Consider the following 20,522-nt stretch of genomic DNA (forward strand, 5'->3'; position numbering starts at 1 on the left):
ACGACACACACACCGTGGGAGATAGCTTTGCTACCCCCTGTGTATCAATCATCTCGAATTGACAACATCATCGTTAGAAGACTCTGAAGGGTGTTCCTGTACCACGCCAATCGCTAAGGTCGTGCGCTGTGCCGGCTGCGTCTTGCCGGCCAACGACGTCGGAGAGGCAGTTCTCGCAGGTCGCGCGCCACCCCAATGGTGCCCTTGCTCGTCATTCCACGTCGTACCCTGACGCCCTCATCTCCCAGGAGCACGCGTGATCCGTCCAAAGCTGCCGCTCCGGCGGCCGCTCGCCATCATCGGGGCCGCGCTACTCGGCCTCGGCGCGACACTCTCCGTGGCCGCGCCCGCGAGCGCCCACCACCCTGAGATCACGGGCACGGTGGTCTGTCCACCGGCGTCCAACGAAAAGGTCATCACCTGGACCATCTCGCACAGCGAGCGGGACAAGACCGCCACCATCCTCGGCGTCACCGCCACCCCGGACACGGACGTGGTGACCAAGGAGGGCAAGGCGCTCGCCAGGATCGGCGGCAGCAACCCCGACGCCGTTCAGCCGGTGCTCGGCAAGAAGGGCAGCAGGAACGACACCATCGTCGTCACCCAGAAGGTCCCCGGCACCACGACCGGCATGGCCAAGCTGCGGATGTCGATGAAGTGGAGCAAGAACGGCAGGACCGTCCTGGAGCTCGTCACCAACGACAGCCGCGACGGCAAGGTCAACCTCGGCAAGAAGACCTGTGGCGAGGAGCCGCCGGTCTGTGTGGACGCAGCCAAGGCGCAGTTCACGCACACCTTCGACGGCCCGGGTGGCAAGGCGACGGTCGAGCTGGAGGGCACCCTGCCGCTCTGCGGCGAGGGCGCGCAGCCGTTCACCCTGGTCTCCTACTTCGCGCCGCGCCCGCAGTTCGACGTCCCGCAGTACGTCTACGGGCAGGACACGGACGTCATCAAGGCCGGCACCAACAAGATCGAGCTTGAGGTCCCGATCCCGGACTGCAACACCCAGGTCGACCTGATCTGGGGCGACGAGTCCGAGGTGATCGAGGAGATCGTCGCGGGCGGTCCGCGCTACGGCGACAAGAAGCTGGGCAGCCCGGGCGCGCCGGGCAACCGGTCGAAGGGCCCGCAGGGCTGGTACAACGGCGGCAACAAGGCCTGCCAGCAGCCGGCCGCCGACTTCGTGTCGAGCTGTGACGGCAGCGTCGCGGTCAACCTGAGCAACGACGGCGAGATCAGCAAGTACCCGGTCGAATTCACCATCACCGCCGGTGAGTGGGTCAAGAAGGTCACCGTCGCCGCAGGCAAGGGTGACACCGTCGAGGTGCCGGCCGAGCACGCCGCCGAGATCGTCGTCACCGCCGAGGGCTTCGAGACCAAGAAGGGTGGCTGGCAGCGTCCCGAGGACTGCGAGCTGCCGGAGGTGCTTGTCGCCTCCGACTGCGAGACCTACGCCGTCGGGGTGCTGAACCCGGAGGGCAACACCCCCGTCAAGGTCGAGGTCACCTACGAGGGCGAGACCAAGACCCTGACCGTGCCCGCGGGCAACGAGGAGCCGGCCACGGTTACCTTCGAGGCGGGCAAGGGCACCACCGCGACGATCGTCTTCCCCGAGCTCGACATGGAGCCGCTGGAGGCGACCTTCGAGAAGCCGGCTGACTGCGGTGGCGGCGGCGGTGGCGAAGAGCCCGGCCTCCCGGTGACGGGTGCCGCCGCCGGTGGCATCGCCGCGGGCGCGCTGGTGCTGCTCGGTATCGGCGTGTTCCTGTTCATCATGGCTCGCCGCCGCCGGGTGACCTTCACCGCCTGACCGGTGTAGCAGTAACGAAACCTGAACCAACCGCCTGAGGGCGCGTCGACCGGAAACGGTAGGCGCGCCCTCAGCGTTTCCGCAGGTGATATCGGCACTGCCCCAGACCTCGGCACTGCCCCAGACCTCGGCGCTGCTCCGGGGTCTCAGGCCCTTCGCCAGGGCTCAGCCCTTCTCCAGGTACTCGGCACGCTCCTCGTCGACCAGTGCGGCCACCGAGGCTGCCAGGGCCGGATGCCGCGCCAGCTCGGGATCCTCCTCGACCAGGGCGATCGCCTCGACCCGGGCGTCCCGGATCAGGTCGGTGTCGCGGAGCAGCGAGAGCAGCCGCAGGTGTGAGCGCCGCCCCGACTGGGTCGCCCCGAGTACGTCCCCCTCGCGGCGCTGCTCCAGGTCGAGTTCGGCGAGCCGGAACCCGTCGGTGGTGGAGGCGACCGCGTCCAGCCGCTCCCGGGCCGGCGTACCCTCGACCGCCTCGGTGACCAGCAGGCAGAGCCCGGCCGCCGAGCCCCGCCCCACCCGGCCGCGCAACTGGTGCAGTTGCGAGACACCGAACCGGTCGGCGTCGAGCACTATCATCACGGTGGCGTTCGGCACGTCGACCCCGACCTCGATCACCGTCGTCGCCACCAGCACGTCCAGCTCACCGGCGGCGAAGGTTCGCATCACCGAGTCCTTCTCGTCGGCCGGCAACCGGCCGTGCAGTACGCCGATCCGCAGCCCGTGCAGCGGTCCCTCGGCGAGCAGCGGCGCCACCTCGGCCACCGCCAGCGGGGGCCGTCGACCGTCCTCGCCGGCCATGCCGACCTCCTCGGCGGTCGCCGCCTGGTCACCGATGCGCGGGCAGACCACGTACGCCTGGTGACCGGCGGTGACCTCCTCGCGCAGCCGCCGCCAGGCCCGGTCCAGATAGGCCGGTTTCTCCGCCGCGGGTACGACGTGCGAGGCGATCGGCGACCGCCCGCGCGGCAACTGGGAGAGTGTGGAGATCTCCAGGTCGCCGTAGACGGTCATCGCCACGGTGCGCGGGATCGGGGTCGCCGTCATCACCAGCACGTGCGGCGGCTGCTCGGCCTTTGCCCGCAGCGCGTCCCGCTGCTCGACCCCGAACCGGTGCTGCTCGTCCACCACCACCAGCCCCAGGTCGGCGAAGTCGACCCCCTCGTAGAGCAGCGCGTGGGTGCCGACCACGATGCCGGCGTCGCCGGTCGCGACGGTCTCCAGGGCCCGCCGGCGGGCCGCCGCCCCGAGCGAGCCTGTGACCAGGGCGAGCCGGGTGCCGTCCGGGTCTCCGTCCAGCTCGCCGGCCCGGCCGAGCGGGCCGAGCAGGTCGCGCATGCCCCGGTAGTGTTGTGCGGCGAGTACCTCGGTCGGGGCCAGCAACGCCGCCTGGCCGCCCGCGTCGACCACCTGGAGCATGGCGCGCAGGGCGCAGACGGTCTTGCCGGAGCCGACCTCGCCCTGGAGCAGCCGGTGCATCGGATGCGCGGTGCCCAGGTCGGCGGCGACCTCCTCACCGACCGCGCGCTGCCCAGCGGTCAGCTCGTACGGCAACCGGGCGTCGAAGGCGGTCAGCAGGCCGTTGTCACGGCGCGGACGCGGCGTCGCCGGCCAGGCCGCCGCCCGGTACTTGCGCTGCACCAGGGTCAGCTGCAGGGCGAACGCCTCGTCCCACTTCAACCGGTGGCGGGCCCGGTACAGCTCCTCCTTGCCGGCGGGGCGGTGGATCTCCCGCAGGGCGGTGGCCAGCCCGACAAGGTTGCGGGTGGCTCGCAGCGTCGCCGGCAGCGGATCCTCCGGCGGCGTGACGGTGTCCAGCACCACCCGCACGCAGCGGGCGATCACCCAGGTCGGCACCGCCGCCGCGGCCGGGTAGACCGGAATCAGCGCACCGGCGAACTCCTCGATCTCCTCGCCCGACACGCCACCGTCACCGCCGGTACCGGACCCGCCGCCGGCGCCACCACCGGTGTCCGACTCGCTGCTGCCGCCGTCGCCGTCGCCGAGCAGGACGTACTCCGGGCCGTTGAGCTGGCGTTTGGCCCGGAACTCGGTGACCTTGCCGGCGAACATCCCCCACCTGCCGGGCTTCAGGTCCCGCTCCCGCCATGCCTGGTTGCCGAAGAAGGTGAGCGTCAGTACCCCGCCGGAGCCGTCCCCGACGGTCACCTCCAGCAGTTTTCCCCGGCGCTGCCGCATCGGCCGCACGGCCGTACGCTGCACCTGGGCCAGCACCGTGACCTGCTCACCCACCTCCAGGGAACGGATGTCGGTGTGCTCGCCCCGCTCGTCGTAGCGGCGGGGAAAGTGGTAGAGCAGGTCCCCGGCGGTGTGCAGGTCGAGGTGGCTGGCGAGCGCCTTCGCCGTCTTGTCGCCGAGCAGCTTGCGCAGCGGCGTCTCCAGGCCGGCCGAGGTCGGCTCCTTTCCGGTCATCCGCCCTCCACGTGCGCTGCCACCCGGCCCCCGGTCACGTGCGCTGCCACCCGGCCCCCGGTCACGTGCGCTGCCACCCGGCCTCCGGGCACCTTGCCGAAGGGTGCCGTTCGGTCCTCGGCCACCGCCGTCATTCGACACCCACCAACAGTGGGTAGAACGGCTGACCGCCGGAGTAGTCGTGCACCTCGACGAAGGGCCACTGCCGGGCCAGATGCGTCCGGAGCATCTCGGCCAGCTCGTCGGGCGCGTCGGCGCCGAGCAGCAGGGTGACCAGCTCACCGCCACCACCGAGCAACCGGTCGAGCAGCGCCGTACAGGTCGGCACCAGGTCGCTGCCGATCAGGTGTACCTCGCCGTCGACCAGGCCGAGTATGTCGCCCGGCTGGCACCGGCCGGCCACCGTCAGCGCCTCGCGGCCGGCGGAACAGACCTCCGCGTAGCGGCAGGCGCCGGCCGCCTCGGCCATCGCGATCACGTCGTCGGCGAACGGGCGGGCCGGATCCCGGACCGCGAGCGCGGCAAGGGCCTGCACCGGCGAGCGGGTCGGCACCACGCTCACCTCGATGCCGAGCCGCCGGGCCTCCTCGGCCGCCACCCGGGCCACCGCCTGGGTGTCCGGATCGTTCGGCAGCACCACGACCCGGAACGCACCGGTCGACCGGATCGCGCCGAGCAGCTCACCCGCGGACGGGTTCCCGTGCACCACCGTCGCACCCTCGGCCGCGAAGATCGTGGCGAGGCCGCTGCCGGCGGCCACCACCACCGCCGCCCGCTCCGGCTGCGGCCGTGCCGCCTCGACCGCAGCCCGCTCCGGCTGTGGCCCCACCGCTTCGACTCCCGACCGATCCTCGACGTCCGTCCGCTCCGCGGCAGGCGTTCCGCCCCCGGGACGTGCCCGGTCCGCCAGGCCCACCCTGCCTCCGACGCCGGACGGGGCCTCGTCCTCGAAACGGGTGACCGAGATCTGATAAGGCCGACCGGCCCGCACCCCGGCCTCGATCGCCGCCCCGACGTCGTTGACGTGCACGTGCACCTGCCACGTCGACGTGCCGGCGGCCTCCGCCCCGTCCCCGACCACCACCAGCGAGTCACCGAGCCGGCCCAGTTCGGCCCGGAGCCGGCGTACCGCCGGGGCGTCGGCGTCGAGCAGGAACTGCACCTCGTAGGCGTACTCCGACGAGCCGGTCTCCCGGGCTGCCGTCAGCTGCCGGTGCGGCGATGCGGGCACGAATTCCGGCCGCTCCGGCGCACTGCCGGTGACCACCTCGACCAGGGCATCGAGCAGGACGCAGAGACCCCGCCCGCCCGCGTCGACGACGCCGGCCCGGGCCAGCGCCGGCAACTGCTCCGGGGTACGCGCCAGTGCCTGGTCGGCAGCGGTCGCGGCGGCTCTGGTCACCGCCGGAAGATCGTCGGTATCGGCCTGCCCGGCGGCGCTCGCGGCGGCGGCGGCGATACTGAGCAGCGTTCCCTCCACCGGCTCGGCCACCGCCGCGTACGCCGCGGTGCTGGCCCGTCGCAGCGCCGCCGCGAGGGCCCGGCCCCGAACCACCGGGGTGTCGCCGAGCGCCTCGGCCAGGGCACGCAGGATCTGCGAGAGGATCACGCCCGAGTTGCCCCGGGCGCCGAGCAGTGCACCCCGGGCCAGCAGTCGCAGCACCCGGGCGTGCGCCGGCTGCCCGTCAAGGCCCGGATCGTCCCGGCCGAGCCGTAGCGCCTGCTCGGCGGAGGTCATCGTGAGCACCAGGTTGGTGCCGGTGTCACCGTCGGGGACCGGATAGACGTTGAGCTGGTTGATCTCGTCCTGGTGCCGCTTGAGCGCGGCCAACCCGCCGGCGCACCACCGGTGCAGGGCCGTGGCGTCAAGGGTCTCCAGCACGGCGAGAAGCCTACTGGCGCACCCCGACGCCGCGCTGGCACGCGCCGGGCGGGGCCGGCCGGCGGGAGCACTTCCTGGCATGTTCACGATGCCGGCGGAGCCGATTCGCCGGGCGACCGGGGGATCGGGTACCCTGACCAGGTTGCCCGGCCTGCGCCTCGCCGGCAACCTGACGACGATCAATTTCCAGGAGTATCCCGTGGCTAGCGTGTGCGACATCTGTGGCAAGGGGCCTGGCTTCGGCCACAACGTGTCCCACTCGCACCGGCGGACCAACCGCCGCTGGAACCCGAACATCCAGTCGGTGCGTACGCCGGCGGGTGGCGGCACGACCCGCAAGCTCAAGGTCTGCACCTCGTGCATCAAGGCCGGTAAGGTCACCCGCGCCTGAGCCTGCGCAAGCCGTGACACACGGATAGCCGCCGGAGCACCGCTTCGGCGGCTATTACTGTGTGCGCTAATCCTTCTGTATTGCCACTCCCTCCATTACCACTCCCCTCCGCGGCGGAACTGAGCGGGATGTAGGGGGTCAGAGAGAGCGGCCGAACGAGATGACCCCCGGCTCCTCGCGGTAGTAGCCGAAGTCGGGGATCCGCTCATAGCCGCTGGCCCGGTAGAGCGCGATCGCCTCCGGCTGCCGGTCACCGCACTCCAGGATCAGCCGGCTACGCCCGTGCTTCCGGGCCGACTCCTCGATCCCGGTCAACACCCGCCGAGCGACGCCCCGGCCGCGAGCTGCCGGGGAGACGTACATCCGCTTGAGTTCGGCGACCTCACCGGTGTCGCCGTGGGTCCGCCACCCGGCGCAGCCGACCGGGGCGCCATCGAGATAGGCGATCAGGAATGCGCCGGCCGGCGGCTCGAACTCGCTCCCCGCTACCGGGGTCTCGTCGCCCTCGCCGCCGTACCGCTGCGCCAGGTCCGCCATGGCGGCGGCGACCAGTTCCCGAGCCACGGGGGAGTCGTAGCGCATGATCCGAATGTCCAGCTCACCCACGCGACGAAGGCTACGACCCGCACCACACCTCCCCGCCACCCGGGTACATACCCCCCCACCCCGCCCCCGCCCACCCGCCCCCGGCCACAGCTCCCGTGACCCTGTATGTCCGGCTCGCCCCGACGAGCCGGACACTACACACAAAGCTGCCTGGTGCGCGGCGGAGGCGTGAGGGTGGTAGGGAGTCAGCTTCGAGAACCGATTGCTTGGGGAATCAGCGGAAGTGGTCCCAGCCGCCCGGTCCCCGGAACGCACGCCCGTCCACGGTCACCCCGGCGCCGTGCACCACGTGGCCGATCAACCGGAACCCCCCGGGCAGCGGCTGGTCCTCCGGAAACGTCGCCACCAGCGCGTGGTCGTCGCCGCCGGCGAGGACCCAGGCCAGCGGGTCCACCCCGAGCGCGTGCGCCGCGTCCCGCATCTGCTCCGGCACCTCGAAGGCGCCGCCGAGCAGGTCGATGCCGACCCGGCTCGCTGTCGCGACGTGCCCCAGGTCGGCGAGGAGCCCGTCCGAGACGTCGATCATGGCGGTGGCGCCGAACCGGGCGGCGGCCGGCCCTGCCGGGTACGGCACGTCGGGCCGCCGGTACGCCTCGACCAGGACCTTCGGGGTGCGGAAGCCGCGGGAGAGCACGGTGTAGCCGGCGGCGGCAAACCCGAGCCGGCCGGCGAGCGCGACGACATCGCCGGCCCGCGCCCCGCTGCGCACCACCGGGGCGAGCCCGCCCAGGTCACCGAGGGCGGTCACCGCGATGGTGAGGGTGGGACTGGCCGACATGTCCCCACCGACCACGCTGGCCCCGACCCGCGCCGCCTCCGCCGCCAGCCCGTCGGCAAGCTCCTCCGCCCACTGGATCTCCAGGCCGGGAGGCATGCAGAGCGCGACGAGCAGCGCCGTCGGTACGGCACCCATCGCCGCCACATCTGCCAGGTTCGCCGCGGCGGCGCGATGTCCGATATCCACCGCGCTCGACCAGTCTCGCCGGAAGTGCCGGCCCTCGACGAGCACGTCCGTGGAGGCGACCACCCGACCGTCGGGTGCGTGCACCACCGCCGCGTCGTCGCCGGGACCGAGCAGCGTGGCATGACCGGTGCCGAGTCGGGCGGTGACCCGGGCGATCAGGCCGAACTCGCCGGCCCGTGCGACACTCACACCGGCCTCCGGAGACGCCGCTTCCCGCCCCGGAGCCGATGGCCCCCGCTTCCAGGTACGTCCGAACCCGGGACCGCACTCACACCGAGCCGGCCGCTTCGGTCGCTCATCGTGTCTCCTCCGACCACCGATCGAAATCCGACCTGGCCCGTACGGTATTTTCACGGTCTAGCCGCTCGGCGGCGGACGGGAGGCAGGTCGTGGTCCAGGCGTACATCCTCATCCAGACTGAGGTCGGAAGGGCACGTGACGTGGCCGCGCACATCTCGGATATTGCCGGAGTGGTCCGGGTCGACGCGGTCACCGGGCCGTACGACGTCGTGGTGCTCACCGAGGCACACACCGTCGACGAGTTGGGCAAGATGATCGTCAGCAAGGTGCAGATGGTGCCCGGCATCACCCGCACCCTGACCTGCTCCGTGGTGCGGTTGTAGATGGCACACGCCACCAGGTCCGACCAGCTCGAACCACGCCGACCACGGACGGAAGAGACCGAGACGACGCAACCGGCGACCGGCGCCGGACCGGACCGGACCACCCGGCAGGCGGCGCTCTGGGCGACCCTGGTCGCGGTGCCGCTGACCGTCCTGGTCGCTCTGCTGGTCATCGGCCAGCTCAGCCCGGATCCGACCGGCGGGCCCGCGCCGCACCCGACCTCCGCCGCCCCCCGGGTGACCGCACCGGTGCAGATGGCCGCCCCGCCCCTGGCCGAGCGGCCCGCCACCGTCTGCCGGGCCCTGATGTCCCGGCTGCCGGCCACCCTCCGCGGCCTCGACCAGCGGCCGGTCACCGCCGGCCCGGAGCAGAACGCCGCGTTCGGCGACCCGGCCGTCGCTCTCGCCTGCGGGGTAGCCAGGCCGGCGCTGGCGGATGTCACCGACACCTGGATGATCAACCGGGTCTGCTGGCTCGCCGAGCACGACAACGGCGGACTCGTGCTGACCACTGTGGACCGGGAGGTGCCGGTCCGGCTCACCGTGCCGGCCGGGCAGGAACAGACGGTGCAGTGGGCGGCGCCGGTGTCGGAGACACTGGTCGCCTCGGTTCCCTCGCTGCCCGACGTACCGGCCAGCTGCGCCGCCGGGTGACCACCGGCGTACCGAGACGCGGAGCACCTCCGGCCGGGGACGCGCAGGCAGAGGCTCGTCAATGCAGACCGGTGCCCCGGCGTAGCGCGGTCCGGATCAGCCGGTTCACCAGCTTGGGGTACTCCAGTCCGGTCGCCGCCCACATCTGCGGAAACATCGAGGTCGGGGTGAACCCCGGCATGGTGTTGATCTCGTTGAGATAGACGTCCAGCTCCGGTGTGACGAAGAAGTCGACCCGGGCCAGCCCGGCACAGTCCAGCGCCGTGAACGTGCGGCAGGCGTAGTCCTGCACCTGCCGGGTCACCCGGTCCGGCAGGTCGGCCGGGATGTCGAAGTCGCTGGCGTCGAGGTATTTGGCCTCGAAGTCGTAGAACTCGTGCTCGGCGACCCGGATCTCGGCCAGCAGCGACGCCTCGGGGCCGCCACCGGCCTCGGCCTCCAGCACCCCGCACTCGATTTCGCGGCCGACGATCGCCGCCTCCACCAGTACCTTCGGATCCACCTGGCGGGCCTGCGCGACGGCGGCGTCGAGGTCGGCCCAGTCGGAGACCTTGCTGATCCCGACCGACGAACCGGCCCGGGACGGCTTGACGAAGACCGGCAGGCCGAGCCGTTCCTTGTCTTCCTCGGTGAGGCTGACGCCACTGCGCAGCACCGCGTACGGCCCCACCGGGATGCCCTCGGCGGCGGCAAGCTTCTTGGTGAACTCCTTGTCCATCGCGGCGGCCGAGGCGAAGACGTTGGCACCGACGTACGGAATGCCGGCCATCTCCAGCAGCCCCTGGATGGTGCCGTCCTCGCCGTAGGCGCCGTGCAGCGCCGGGAAGACCACGTCGACCCCGGCGAGCGCCCGGGGACCGTCGGCCGGGTCGAGGACCATCAGGCCGTCGCCGGTCGGGTCGGCCGGCAGCACCACGGTGGATCCGGCGGCGGCGGTGATCTCGGGGAGCCGGCGCTCGGTGATGGCGAACTGCGCCGGGTCGCCGTCGGTCAGCACCCACTGGCCGGCCCGGGTGATGCCGACCGGGACCACGTCGTACTCGTCCGGATCGAGGGCGGCGAGGATGCTGCCGGCACTGACGCAGGAGATCGCGTGTTCGGTGCTGCGACCGCCGAAGACGACGGCCACGCGGGTTCTGCCTGGGGTGGTCACTCCGGTCACCTTTCCTTTGCGTTCCCGCTGGTCGGCGTCACCACTCGGCGCACGGGTCACCATAGGTGCACGCAACGGCCACCGCGGCCTCCTCGGCGGTCGTCCGTGCCACCGTGACCGGTCGTTTCCGGCTCACCGTGGCCGGCCGTACCGTCGCCTCGATCCGCTCACCGGGTGACCCTACTCTGCGTGGCCAACTCTCGGGTCCACCCCCCTTTTCGGGACCGGGAAACCTTCGTGGGAGTGAGCGGTACGAGCACAAGGGGTAACCAGTGACGCACGGCAACCCGAGGGACCGGAGCGATCTTAGTTGCCGCTGTGTCGTCACCGGTTGCCGGCGCGTTTCGGGGTGCTCGTTCTGTGGCTCCGCCGCGTCTGCACCTCGCCGGGCTACTTCTCGGCGCCGGCCGAACCGGCGCTCAGCCGACCGGCAGGCCGGCGCTCAGCCGACCGGTGACCGGCGGCGGCCGACGGCGAGCACCTTGACCCGCTGCCGTCCGGCGCGCACCATGCCGAGCGCCGCGAAGGCGGTGGCTATCCGGTCGGCGGCCTCCCGGCTGGTGGCGCCCACCACCTGGCGACGCCGCTCCGGCTCGATCCGCTCGTCCCGGCCCTCCTTGGTCAGTGGCCGCACGTCGGTGAGTACGACCAGGTACCGGGTCACCGCGACCGCTCCGACGACCGCCGCGGGTGCTGCCCCCGCCCTCGGCCGTTCGGGCGTCCATACTGGTCAGAGGGCACGGCGAGCCGCCTCCGGCTCTGCTGTCGTCCCGGCCAACCCGCCCCACCGGTCCCGGCACACGTAGGCCAGGTCGGCGTGGATCCACGCGCCGTCGTTGTCCCGCAACACCGGTCGCGCACACCAGCGGCATCGGGAGATCCGAGGCCAGCACGGGGTTGTCGCCATTCGTCACCTCCAGGTCCGCTTGCTGGCGGGAGGGACACGGCGATCGGGTACGGGAAGGTCCGATCGCCGTGCGCCTCATTCCCCTTCGGTCACCCACAGCCACCGTCGACACGACCACCGGCGGTGAGGACGTGATGACAGATTGCCAGTTGTGAACGCGTGAATGCAACTCTCACGAGCCTTCTCTCATGCACGCTTTCCCGGTTCCATGTGACAGGATCGATGCATGGCTCCGAAGTCGTTCCGCGCCCGCCGTCTCGGCATCGCCCTGCGCCACGCCCGGGAGGCGGCCGGCCTCACCCTCGAACAGGCCGCCGACGAGATCAACAGCACCCGCAGCACGCTCTCCCGCTACGAGAACGCCCAGACGATGGTCAGTCCGGCCTCGGTACGTGCCCTGCTCACCCTCTACAAGCGGCCGGAGAGCGAGATGGACGACATGGTGGCGCTCGCCAAGGAGGCCAGGAAGCCGGGCTGGTGGGTCTCCTACTCGTACATCCTGGACCGTCGCACCATCGACTTCATCGCGGTCGAGGCCGAGGCGACCGCGATCGCCAACTTCGAGCCATCGCTCGTGCCCGGCCTGCTGCAGACCCCGGAATACATCCGGGCGATCATGCGGGGCGGCCCGCACACCCTTCGCGACGAGGAGGTGGAGCAGCGGGTGCAGATCCGGATCGGCCGGCAGGAGCGGCTCAAGGAAACCGACCCGCCGATCTTCGACGCCATCGTCGACGAGGGTGCGCTGCTGCGCCCGGTCGGCGGCGAGGCCGTGATGGCGGCGCAGCTCCAGGCCCTGCTCAAGATGTCCGAGCTGCCGAACGTCACCATCCAGGTCGTACCGCTCAAGGCCGGCTACCACCGCGGCACGCGCGGCTCGCTGCACATCCTCGAGTTCGCCGACCCGGAGGACCCGACGCTGGCCTCGGTCGAGACGGTCGCCGGGCAACTGATCCTCGACCGGCCGGCTGACCTGCGGACCTGCGCGAAGATCATGGAACACCTGCGGGCCGTCGCGCTGAGTCCCGCGGAAAGCCGCGACACCATCAACCGCCTCCTGAAAGGACTGTGAGATGTCGGAGACGACCGACCAGCTCGACGAGGTCACCTGGCGCAAGAGCAGCTACAGCGGCGACCAGGGCGCCTGCGTCGAGTTCGCCCTGCTCGGCAGGGCCGGCGATGCCGGAGCCGCTCACGCCGGGGCGGCCGACGCCGCCGTGGCGATCCGCGACTCGAAGGACGCCACCGGCCCGGCGCTGCTCTTCGCACCGACCGCCTGGACCGCATTCACCACCGCGCTGTCCGCCTCCCACATTCTCCCCTGACGGGTGGGAGGTCGGCGGTCCCGAGCTGAGTCCCCCCGGCAAGGCTCGGTCCGCCCAGCTACGGTGCCCCACGCCCCCTGCTCCGCCCGGTCCGGGTCGGCGGACAGGGGGCGTGGCGGTTCACGGCGACGCCCGCCCGTCCGGCTCTCCATTCCAGGCGCTGTCCCGGCCGCACCGCCCGCTCCTCGGACCGGCAGACACCTCCCTGGGACGCTGTCGAGCTGGGCGCAGAAACGGGGCACGGCATTCCGGCTGCTATCTTCGTCGCATCAGCCGCCGGGCGCACAGAGCCGCCGGGCGCACAATGCGGGGCAGCTCGACGGCGTCGGGACCGGACACCTGGTTCCCGAAGCCGCCCGCATCGCGGCCCACTCCGAGCAGCTATGACCGGTGACTGCGGCCCGGCGATCCGGTCACGCGTCGCGGGCCGGCGGTGATCCGGTACAGCCTGCCGACCAGGCCCGCGAGCAACGCCAGCTCGACAAGGACCAGGATCCGCTCGACCAGCCCCATCATCACCCGCTCGCCGGGAAACGCGACGTAGTAGAGCGCGAGCAGGGCGAACACGCTGGTCACCGCGAGCGCCCGCAGCCGCTGTACGGCATCATGCCATCGGGCGTCGGCGGCCAGCCGCCGGATCGCCAGCAGCGTCGCGACCGGCAGGGCGACGAAGGCGGCCACCGAGACATACCGGTGCACGTAGCCCTGGGTGCTCAGCTCGACGACGTGGAGCGGATCGGTAGGGATCAGCGCCGAGGCGACGAGCCCTGCGCACCAGACCAGCAGCAGCGTCTCGGCGAGGCGCCCCACGTCGACCCGGACGGCGCGCAACGCCAGTGGTACGGCGAGTGAGCTGACCCCGAGGGCCAGGATCGCCACGTTCATCGGCCAGCCGTTGCTGGACACCGCGTAGTCGCTGATGGTCAGGGTCAGCGGGCTCATCCCGGGGGCAGGCACGAGGTGCGCCGCGACGCCCAGGACCGCCGTCACGAGCAGGCCGAGCGCCGCGACCAGGGTGAGCGGTCGGGCGGTCCAGGGCTGTGGTTGAGATCCGGACGTCATACCACCAGCGTCGTCGCGCCGGTACGGAGGCGAATCCGGCGCGATCCCGGACCGATCCCCGGGTTCGGCGACCCTGAGCAGGTCAGGGTCGGGTTTTCCTCACCGCCGGCACTACCCCCAGCACCATCGACACCGGGCCGCCGCCGGCCCGCTCCGGCACGACGTTTTCCGGCGTACGCGTCTTGTCAGGCTTCCGACTGACCGGCGCCGACCGTGGCAGGTAGGTATCTCCGATCCCGGTTCGGCTGATCTTCTATCAGTCTGTGATCTGACCGGGTGCGTTTCCTGATCATCTTTTCCCGGGCCTGTCCGTTCGTCTGGTCGGTGGTGCGGCCTCGCGGAGTGTCGCTGATGGATGCGGCTTTGTAGGATGGCGCGCGGCGGATGGGAGGGCGGTGGGTGGGCGACGCGGGATCGGGCAGGGATTTCTTTATCAGCTACGCGACCGAAAATCGCGCGTGGGCCGAGTGGATCGCCGTGCAGTTGGAGCAGGCGGACTATTCGACCGTGTACCAGTCGGCGGATCTCCGACCAGGCCGCGATTTCGTTTTCGAGATGCAGAGGGCGGTCACGTCCGCGCGCCGGATGATCGCCGTGTTGACGCCGGCCTACCTGGTTTCGGTCTTCGGTGGCGCGGAGTGGCAGGCGATGTACCTGCGCGATCCCACGGGTGAGCATGGGTTGTTGATTCCGGTGCGGGTGCAGCCGTGCGAGCCGACCGGATTCCTGGCGTCGCGGGTCTATGCGGATCTGGTCGACGCGGACGAGCCGGTGGCCCGAAAGAAGTTGCTGGCCGCTGTGGACGAGGATCGGCCACGCCCGTCGGTGGTGGATTTCCCTGGCCGGGCCGGAATGCGGTTTCCGGGCGCCGGGCCGGTGGTGACGAATCTGCCGACGCGGAATCCGGTCTTCACCGGCCGGAGCGAGGTGATCGAGGCGATGTGGGAGGGGTTGCGGACGGGCGGCCCGTCGGCGGTGGTCTCGGGTGCGGTGCATGGCCTGGGTGGAGTGGGCAAGTCGGCAGTTGCGACGGAGTACGGATACCGATTCGGCAGCGACTACGACGTGGTGTGGTGGGTCGACGCGCAGCAACCGGCGACGGTGCCGGCGCAGCTGGCGGGGCTCGGCCGCAGGCTGGGGCTGCTGCCGGAGGTGGTGGACGACCAGGACGCGGTGGCGACGGTCTTCGATCATCTGCGGGGCCGTGACCGGTGGCTGCTGGTGTATGACAACGCGGAGCGGCCGTCGTCGCTGTCGGGGTTGATACCGGCGGGCGGGGCCGGGCATGTGCTGGTCACCTCGCGCTGGCCGGACTGGGGCGCACACGGCCGTGTGGTGCGGTTGGAGGTGTGGTCGCGGGAGGAGTCGGTGGCGTTTCTGCGGACCCGGACGCGGCACGTCGACGAGCGGTTGTTGGGTGAGTTGGGGGAGTTGGTGGGGGATTTGCCGTTGGCGGTGGAGGAGGCCGCCGCCTACCTGTCGCAGACGGGCGAGGATCTGGTGGTCTATCTGGAGCTGGTGCGGGAGCGGTCGCGGGAGTTGTTCGCGGTCTCCGATGCGGCGGAGGATGCGGACGGGCGGCGGGTGGCGACGGTGTGGATTTTGTCACTGACCCGGGTCGGCGAGGATCAGCCGCTGGCCGGAGAGTTGCTGAAGCTGTTGGCGTTCCTGGCTCCGCGCGTCCCCCGGCAGTTGCCTGCGGCGGCGCCGGACACACTGCCAGCGGAGTTGGCGGCGGCGGTGACCGACCGCTTGGCTTATAACCGGCTGTTGGATGCGGTGGGCCGGTATGCGTTGGTCGGGCTCGACCCGGAGGTGATCGCGATGCACCGGCTGGTCCAGGCGGTGGTTCAGGCCCGGCTCGGCCGCGAGCAGGAGGAGCAGTGGGCGACGGCGGCCGTGGCCCTGATTCGGGAGACGTTCCCGAACGACATTTCGGAGCCGGCTCGCTGGCCGGCGTGCCAACAACTGCTACCGCACCTGCTGGCCGTGACCGGTCACGCCCGAAGGCTAGGCGTCGCTGCGGAAGAGGTCGGCTGGTTGCTCGCCGGGGCGTCGAGCTATCTGCGAGAACGGGGTCAGTATCAGCAGGCCGAGCCTCTCGCCCGCGACGCACTCACCATCACCCGCAGCACGCTCGGTCCCGACCACCCCACCATCGGCATCCGGCGCAACAACCTCGGCAACGTGTTGCGGGACCTGGGCCGGCTGGAGGAAGCACACACCCAGTTCCAGCAGGCACTCACCATCGGCCTGACCGCCCTCGGCCCCGACCACCCCACCATCGGCATCCGGCGCAACAACCTCGGCAACGTGTTGCGGGACCTGGGCCGGCTGGAGGAAGCACACACCCAGTTCCAGCAGGCACTCACCATCGGCCTGACCGCCCTCGGCCCCGACCACCCCGACATCGGCAGGTGGCGCAACAACCTCGGCAGCGTGTTGCAGGACCTGGGCCGGCTGGAGGAAGCACACACCCAACTCCAGCAGGCACTCACCATCGGCCTGACCGCCCTCGGCCCCGACCACCCCGACATCGGCAGGTGGCGCAACAACCTCGGCAACGTGTTGCAGGACCTGGGCCGGCTGGAGGAAGCACACACCCAACTCCAGCAGGCACTCACCATCAGCCTGACCGCCCTCGGCCCCGACCACCCGCAGACCCGGACCATCCGTGACAACCTTGATCGATTAGAGGGGCGGGAGTAGAGGGACAGGCCCGGTGTCAGCCGCCGGAGAGGACTGTGATGAGTGACCCGTCGGACATCGTGCTCGCGTACTGGAACGAGCATCGTCAACAGCTACGGCAATCCGAGAACCAGCGTGCCACCACCACCAACTTCGTACTGGTCATCACCGCCGCTCTGAGCGGGCTCATCGTCCAGCAGAAGTTCGCGACGACGACGATAGCCCTGGGCGCCCTGATCATCCTGGTGGGACTGTTCGGCGCCCTCGTCGCGGCGAAATATCACGAGCGGGCCGCTTACCACCTCAACCAGGCCCGGGGGCTCACCGCCACGCTCAAGAGCACCGGCGCCCTACTCGACGACGCCAATATCACCGAGCGCCGCGAAGCCCACTACGACACCTATCCTCGGCTGCACCGCATCCGCCTGCACTGGCTCTGGACCGGCCTCAACCTCGCGATAGCCGCGTACGGGATCACCCTCACCACGATTTCGATCGTCCGGTAGTCATCACGGCCTTCGCAGTCGTCACGGGCTGCCGGAGGTGCCTCGCCGGTCTGGACGGTGCCGGGCCGACGACGGCGCGCCTGTTGCGTGTCGGGATGCCGGGATCGCCGGTGGATCGACTGCCGTAGGCGCGGGGAGGGCGGCGTTCCGGCGGGCGAGTGCCCACGTGATCATGCGGTGTGTCGGCACCCATCCGAGAAACCGCGCGTGCAGCTCGGCCGGGTTGGGCGCCGGGTTCGGGCAGAGCCGGTAAAGATCCCCGGCCGCCTCGAAGAGGGCCGAGCCGAGATAGACGAAGAGCGAGAGCGGCTCCTGCCGGAACTCCTCGGGCAGGGCGGCCCTGGCCCAGGCGCACGGCCACGGATGACCGCACTGGCGGCAGGTCCACATCGGCCGCCGGGGCGAGTGCGGCCGGTTCGGGTCGGTGAGTGCCGCCAGGTCTCGCAGCACGACGATGCCCATCACCGGTCGGTCCCGGTTCGCACGCCCGCTGAGGGCGGGCCGATCGGCTCGTAGCGCACGACCTCCGGCACCGGCGAGGAGGCGCGCAGGCCCGCCCGGTACTCCTCCTCGGTCATCGGCCGGACGAACGGCTGGTACGGCGTCGGCACCAGTGTGGCCGAGTCGGGACAGCGCCAGCGGTGGCCGCACCGGCAGTACCGCCAGAGCCGCCGCCAGTCCCGCCGCTGTCGCTTTCCCTTCCGGAATGCCATCGGGTCACCTCTCAGCCTCGCCGGTATCAGGACCAGGAAGGGGCGGGGAGGGCCCGTTCCGCTCGAGCCCGTCCCCACCCCGATGACGGGAGTGGCCCACCCGGGGGCGGGATTGCCGCCCCGCATCCCCGGCGTGTCGATGGGCCGTTGTGATGGCTCCTCCGTCTGCCCTCCACCCTGGACCAGAGGCCGCCCGGAGTGGAAGATGAGCCACAGGGAGTATCGATGGATATCGCTTAGTTGATCAGGAGTGGGGTGGAGTACGTGAACGACATCCGCGAAATCCTCAGGGAGCACCGGAGGCGGGCGAAGCTGACCCGGGATCAGGTGGGGGCGGCCGTCGGGCTCAGCGGAGCGTCGATCGCCTCGTTCGAGCAGGGCCGGATGATCCCCCAGCCGGACACGGCCGAACGCCTCGACGCGCACTTCAAGACCGGCGACACGTTCCAGCGGGCGGCCCAGGAGGCCCGGGAGGACGCCCGGCCGACCTGGCTACGCCCCTGGGCGGAGCACGAGCTGCGCGCGACGATGCTCCGCTCCTTCGAGCACAGCCTGATCCCCGGCCTGTTGCAGACCGAGGCATACACCCGCGCGCTCCTGCGCAGTGGCCGGCTGCCGGAGGACGTGATCGACCGGACGGTGCAGGTCCGGCGGGAACGGCAGGCCGCCACCGTCGACCGGCCGAACCCGCCGATGCTCTCCGCGCTCATCGGGGAGGCGGCCCTGACCTACGGGCCGCCCGACGTCGTCAAGGGCCAACTGGAGCACCTGCTGGAGGCGAGCCGCCGCCCCCAGGTGCAGATCCTGGTGGTGCCCCGGACCGCCGGCCTGCACCCTGGCCTGGCGGGGGCGTTCGTGCTGGCGACCCTCCCCGCCCGGACCCGGGCCGTCTACCTCGACGACCAGCTGCGCGGCCGTACCGTGACCGAGGGGGCAGACGTGGACGAACTGGAGCGCTCCTGGGAGATCGTCCGGGGTCTGGCCCTGCCCGTAAGCTTGTCGCAAGAGCTGATCGCGAGAGCGATCGGCGATCTTGACTGAGCCACACCCGAGCCACAAATGATGCCGGAGACGACAATGACCGAGCCGAACTGGCGCAAGAGCAGCCGCAGCAGCACGAACCAGGGCAACTGCGTGGAGGTTGCCGACAACCTTCCCGGCCGCGTGCTGGTCCGGGACACCAAGGACCGCGACGGCGGCACGCTCACCTTCGACCCCACCGCCTGGCGCGCCTTCGTCGACCTGGCGAAGTCGCACGGCTGACCGCCGGCCCAGGCGCGACGGTCAACACATCCGGTCGGGGTCGCCGCGCCATCGTCCGAAGTCTGGCCCTGCCCGGAAGTGTCGCAAGAGCTGATTACGAGAGCGGTCCGCAACCTTGCCTGAGCCACAAATGATGCCGGAGACGACAATGACCGAGCCGAGCTGGCGCAAGAGCAGCCGTAGCGGCACCAACCAGGGCAACTGCGTGGAGGTTGCCGACAACCTCCCCGGCCGCGTGCTGATCCGGGACACCAAGGACCGCGACGGCGGCACGCTCACCTTCGACCCCACCGCCTGGCGCGCCTTCGTCGACCTGGCGAAGTCACCGGGCTGACGCCGCAGGGCTGACGGCGGGGCGGACGCCCGGCGCTCAGACGACCGGCGTCGCCGCGCCGTCGAGCAGCTTCAGCGCGGCGATGGCGGCGCCCCGGGCGCCCGCCATGTCCAGATCGGGTACGAGCGCGAAGCGCGCCCGCTCCGCCTGCTCGGCGCGGAGCGTGGTGTGCTCGCGCACCGTCGCCAGGAACCAGTCCCGGAACTCCGGCGTCGCCTCGACCACTCCACCCCCGACGAAGTAGCCGTCCGGGTCGGTGAAGTTGGCGACGATGGTGAAGAGCCGCCCCAGTGCCATCGCCTGCTGCTCGAAGATTTTCAGCGCCATCGGGTCGCCGTCGATCCCGTACGCCCGCACCTGCCGGGCGGCGCGTCCCCGGTCCAGGTCGCCGAGCGGGTGCCCCGCGTAGCGGGTCAGCCAGTACGGCAGCAGGTTGCGCCGGATCGCGGTGAGCGAGGCGACGCTCTCCACGTCGCCGACGAAGCCGCAGTTGCAGGTCGGCACCGGCTGCCCCTCGGCGAGCAGCCCGAAGAGCGGGATGTGCACGTGCCCGAGTTCGCCGGCCATCCCGGCGGTGCCGGTGACCACCTGGCCCCGCTCGACCACGCCGCCGCCCAGTCCAGTGCCGACGATCGCCGACACCGACGACCTCTTCGGCGCGTCGGCGCCGAAGAAGGAGTGGTGGGCGTAGAGCGCCGCCGCGTTGCCGTCGTTGTGGTAGACCACCGGCAGGCCGAGCCGCCGTTCGAGCGCGCTGCGGATGTCGTAGCCGCGCCAGGCGGGCTGGGAGAAGTTCGTCGAGCCCTTCGACGAGATGACCCCGGCTGCGCTGGCCGGCCCCGGGGTGTCCAGCCCCACCGCCCGGACCTGGTCGGGACGGGTGCCGGTCCGGGTCAGCACCTGCTGCATCGACTCCGCCAGCGCCTCGACCGCCGCCTCGGGCCCTTCCAGCACCCGGCACGGCGTCTCGACAAGCTGGTCGACCAGAAACCGCCCGCTTGCGTCGAGAACCGTGGCGTTGTTGCTGTTTCCACCGTTGTCGAGCCCGACCACCACCGGTATCTCGGATTTCGCCATGGTGTGCCTCCCGGGTACGACGGTCGGTTCGGGCCGACATCGCCAGCAGATCGATCTCAACATCGCCAGCCGACCGATCTCAATACCCTGCCGCACGCGGGGTTATCCCGCACCCCCCGGCCGTCTGCCCG

General features: G+C 71.2%; 21 protein-coding genes. 11 read left to right on the top strand and 10 right to left on the bottom strand.

Features of this window, described 5'->3' with window-relative positions; genetic code table 11:
• Positions 1–256 precede the first annotated feature (256 nt).
• The gene (locus tag ACN28C_RS30225; RefSeq protein ID WP_422770889.1) at positions 257–1,810 is read left to right on the top strand and encodes a cell wall anchor protein; all 1,554 of its coding nucleotides are present in this window, start codon (positions 257–259) and stop codon (positions 1,808–1,810) included.
• A gap of 165 nt (positions 1,811–1,975) precedes the next feature.
• Here ACN28C_RS30225 and recG read toward each other — a convergent pair whose 3' ends face one another.
• Both recG and ACN28C_RS30235 read right to left on the bottom strand, forming a co-directional pair.
• The gene (gene recG, locus ACN28C_RS30230) at positions 1,976–4,243 is read right to left on the bottom strand and encodes an ATP-dependent DNA helicase RecG (protein ID WP_422770890.1); all 2,268 of its coding nucleotides are present in this window, start codon (positions 4,241–4,243) and stop codon (positions 1,976–1,978) included.
• Between the two features lie 130 nt (positions 4,244–4,373).
• Positions 4,374–6,125, bottom strand: a complete 1,752-nt coding sequence (locus ACN28C_RS30235) for a DAK2 domain-containing protein (RefSeq protein WP_422770891.1) — start codon at positions 6,123–6,125, stop codon at positions 4,374–4,376.
• Positions 6,126–6,324: 199 nt separating this feature from the next.
• Between ACN28C_RS30235 and rpmB the strand changes: the two genes are divergently transcribed.
• Entirely contained in the window at positions 6,325–6,516 is a 192-nt protein-coding gene (rpmB, locus tag ACN28C_RS30240) for a 50S ribosomal protein L28 (RefSeq protein WP_278060137.1), read from the top strand.
• A 138-nt stretch (positions 6,517–6,654) separates the two neighbouring features.
• Here the strand turns inward: rpmB and ACN28C_RS30245 are convergent, their stop codons facing one another.
• Positions 6,655–7,098 (bottom strand): GNAT family N-acetyltransferase, encoded by a 444-nt coding sequence (locus tag ACN28C_RS30245; protein ID WP_422774868.1) that lies wholly within the window; start codon positions 7,096–7,098, stop codon positions 6,655–6,657.
• A 238-nt stretch (positions 7,099–7,336) separates the two neighbouring features.
• Complete coding sequence (locus ACN28C_RS30250) at positions 7,337–8,275, bottom strand: thiamine-phosphate kinase (protein ID WP_422770892.1); 939 nt, start codon at positions 8,273–8,275, stop codon at positions 7,337–7,339.
• Between the two features lie 200 nt (positions 8,276–8,475).
• Here ACN28C_RS30250 and ACN28C_RS30255 point away from each other — a divergent pair, with 200 nt between their 5' ends.
• Together ACN28C_RS30255 and ACN28C_RS30260 are read left to right on the top strand one after the other, a co-directional pair.
• A complete protein-coding gene (locus ACN28C_RS30255; protein ID WP_421491400.1) occupies positions 8,476–8,709 on the top strand; it encodes an Lrp/AsnC ligand binding domain-containing protein in 234 nt (77 codons plus the stop codon).
• Positions 8,710–9,363 carry a DUF3515 family protein gene (locus tag ACN28C_RS30260; protein ID WP_422770893.1) on the top strand — a complete coding sequence of 218 codons (654 nt, stop codon included), beginning with the start codon at positions 8,710–8,712 and terminating at the stop codon, positions 9,361–9,363.
• A gap of 58 nt (positions 9,364–9,421) precedes the next feature.
• Here ACN28C_RS30260 and ACN28C_RS30265 read toward each other — a convergent pair whose 3' ends face one another.
• The gene (locus ACN28C_RS30265) at positions 9,422–10,516 is read right to left on the bottom strand and encodes a D-alanine--D-alanine ligase family protein (protein WP_422770894.1); all 1,095 of its coding nucleotides are present in this window, start codon (positions 10,514–10,516) and stop codon (positions 9,422–9,424) included.
• Between the two features lie 442 nt (positions 10,517–10,958).
• On the bottom strand, positions 10,959–11,180 hold the full coding sequence (locus ACN28C_RS30270; RefSeq protein WP_422770895.1) for a hypothetical protein: 222 nt from the start codon (positions 11,178–11,180) through the stop codon (positions 10,959–10,961).
• Positions 11,181–11,649: 469 nt separating this feature from the next.
• Here ACN28C_RS30270 and ACN28C_RS30275 point away from each other — a divergent pair, with 469 nt between their 5' ends.
• Both ACN28C_RS30275 and ACN28C_RS30280 read left to right on the top strand, forming a co-directional pair.
• Positions 11,650–12,495 (top strand): helix-turn-helix domain-containing protein, encoded by an 846-nt coding sequence (locus tag ACN28C_RS30275; protein ID WP_422770896.1) that lies wholly within the window; start codon positions 11,650–11,652, stop codon positions 12,493–12,495.
• 1 nt (position 12,496) lies between these two features.
• Positions 12,497–12,748 (top strand): DUF397 domain-containing protein, encoded by a 252-nt coding sequence (locus ACN28C_RS30280; protein ID WP_422770897.1) that lies wholly within the window; start codon positions 12,497–12,499, stop codon positions 12,746–12,748.
• Positions 12,749–13,129: 381 nt separating this feature from the next.
• Here ACN28C_RS30280 and ACN28C_RS30285 read toward each other — a convergent pair whose 3' ends face one another.
• Positions 13,130–13,810, bottom strand: a complete 681-nt coding sequence (locus tag ACN28C_RS30285; RefSeq protein ID WP_422770898.1) for a DUF998 domain-containing protein — start codon at positions 13,808–13,810, stop codon at positions 13,130–13,132.
• A 384-nt stretch (positions 13,811–14,194) separates the two neighbouring features.
• Between ACN28C_RS30285 and fxsT the strand changes: the two genes are divergently transcribed.
• Positions 14,195–16,519, top strand: coding sequence for an FxSxx-COOH system tetratricopeptide repeat protein (gene fxsT, locus ACN28C_RS30290; RefSeq protein WP_422770899.1), 2,325 nt, complete (start codon positions 14,195–14,197; stop codon positions 16,517–16,519).
• A 38-nt stretch (positions 16,520–16,557) separates the two neighbouring features.
• Positions 16,558–17,004: a hypothetical protein gene (locus ACN28C_RS30295; RefSeq protein WP_422770900.1), complete on the top strand. Its 447-nt coding sequence runs from the start codon at positions 16,558–16,560 to the stop codon at positions 17,002–17,004.
• 21 nt (positions 17,005–17,025) lie between these two features.
• Here ACN28C_RS30295 and ACN28C_RS30300 read toward each other — a convergent pair whose 3' ends face one another.
• The gene (locus tag ACN28C_RS30300; RefSeq protein ID WP_422770901.1) at positions 17,026–17,466 is read right to left on the bottom strand and encodes a hypothetical protein; all 441 of its coding nucleotides are present in this window, start codon (positions 17,464–17,466) and stop codon (positions 17,026–17,028) included.
• On the bottom strand, positions 17,466–17,717 hold the full coding sequence (locus ACN28C_RS30305; protein ID WP_422770902.1) for a hypothetical protein: 252 nt from the start codon (positions 17,715–17,717) through the stop codon (positions 17,466–17,468). Before ACN28C_RS30305 ends, ACN28C_RS30300 begins: the two co-directional genes overlap by 1 nt.
• A 255-nt stretch (positions 17,718–17,972) precedes the next feature.
• Here ACN28C_RS30305 and ACN28C_RS30310 point away from each other — a divergent pair, with 255 nt between their 5' ends.
• The 3 genes from ACN28C_RS30310 (at position 17,973) to ACN28C_RS30320 (ending at position 19,314) form a co-directional block, all read left to right on the top strand.
• Entirely contained in the window at positions 17,973–18,758 is a 786-nt protein-coding gene (locus ACN28C_RS30310; RefSeq protein ID WP_422770903.1) for a helix-turn-helix domain-containing protein, read from the top strand.
• Between the two features lie 36 nt (positions 18,759–18,794).
• Positions 18,795–18,980: a DUF397 domain-containing protein gene (locus ACN28C_RS30315; RefSeq protein ID WP_422770904.1), complete on the top strand. Its 186-nt coding sequence runs from the start codon at positions 18,795–18,797 to the stop codon at positions 18,978–18,980.
• Positions 18,981–19,128: 148 nt separating this feature from the next.
• Positions 19,129–19,314 carry a DUF397 domain-containing protein gene (locus ACN28C_RS30320; RefSeq protein ID WP_422770905.1) on the top strand — a complete coding sequence of 62 codons (186 nt, stop codon included), beginning with the start codon at positions 19,129–19,131 and terminating at the stop codon, positions 19,312–19,314.
• A 36-nt stretch (positions 19,315–19,350) separates the two neighbouring features.
• Here ACN28C_RS30320 and ACN28C_RS30325 read toward each other — a convergent pair whose 3' ends face one another.
• A complete protein-coding gene (locus ACN28C_RS30325; protein ID WP_422770906.1) occupies positions 19,351–20,391 on the bottom strand; it encodes an ROK family protein in 1,041 nt (346 codons plus the stop codon).
• Positions 20,392–20,522: the final 131 nt, after the last annotated feature.

Origin of the sequence: Plantactinospora sp. WMMC1484 (genome assembly GCF_049315195.1) — a bacterium.
Classification (GTDB): domain Bacteria; phylum Actinomycetota; class Actinomycetes; order Mycobacteriales; family Micromonosporaceae; genus Plantactinospora.